Raw genomic sequence first — 1,099 nt, forward strand, 5'->3', positions numbered from 1 at the left:
ATTCAAGGCGATAATGTTGACGACGCCAGCCCTTTTACGGCCGTCAGCTTCAACGTGTCCGCGCTTCCGAGGACGACAGCCTCCACGGCCTGGACGCCGGACCCGTGGACCATTGTGGGCGAGCATGACCTGGCCGAGCGCACGCCTGACCTTTCGACGATCGTGCAGGAGATCGTCAACCGCTCGGGCTGGGCCGCGCTCAACGACATGGCATTTTTGGTCAGCGGCACTGGCACGCGCACGGCCGATTCCTACGAATACAATCCGGCCAGCGCGCCACTGCTGCACATCGAATATCTGCTGCCAGGATCCGGCAATCCGGTAGCCTTCAACGCACCGCCCGACGCCGATCCCACCACCAACCAGATCGCCGAACTCGCCGCGGCGGGGGCAGCCACCGGGATCACAGCATCGGCCACCGATCCCGACGCGGGCTCGACCGTCACCTACAGCATCAATGACACGCGCTTCGCCATCAATTCCAGCAGCGGCGTCATCACGCGCTCAGCCACCGGCACGCTCGACTTCGAGACCCAGTCGTCGATCAATCTGACAGTGACGGCAACCTCCTCCGACGGCAGCACCGCCAACCAGGCCTTCAGCCTCGCCGTGCTCAACAGCCCGGAGCCGGTCGCTTTCAACACCCCGGCCGACGCTAACGCCGCCGCCAACCAGATCGCCCAGAGCGCCGCCGCCGGCACGGCGGTCGGGATCACCGCCTCGGCGACGGATCCCGATGCCGGCTCGACGATCACCTACAGCATCGACGACTCGCGCTTTGCCATCAACGCCAGCACCGGCGTCATCACGCGCTCCGGCACGGGCACGCTTAACGCGTCCTCGGAGCCTTCAGTCAACTTCAACGTGACGGCAACCTCGTCCGACGGCAGCATCGATACCCACGCCTTTACAATCGGCGTCACGGCCAGCCAGTTGCCGGTTGCCTTCAACGCACCGCCCGACGCTGATCCCACCACCAACCAGATCGCCGAACTCGCCGCGGCGGGGGCAGCCACCGGGATCACAGCATCGGCCACCGATCCCGACGCGGGCTCGACCGTCACCTACAGCATCAATGACACGCGCTTCGCCATCCGCC

At 65.8% G+C, this 1,099-nt stretch carries 1 protein-coding gene; it reads left to right on the forward strand.

Annotated elements, in window-relative coordinates; genetic code table 11:
• Positions 1-114 precede the first annotated feature (114 nt).
• On the forward strand, positions 115-1,099 hold a 985-nt coding region (locus EN850_RS18265), incomplete at its 3' end, for a cadherin repeat domain-containing protein (protein ID WP_246689244.1).

The organism is Mesorhizobium sp. M8A.F.Ca.ET.207.01.1.1 (assembly GCF_004794715.1).
Classification (GTDB): Bacteria; Pseudomonadota; Alphaproteobacteria; order Rhizobiales; family Rhizobiaceae; genus Mesorhizobium.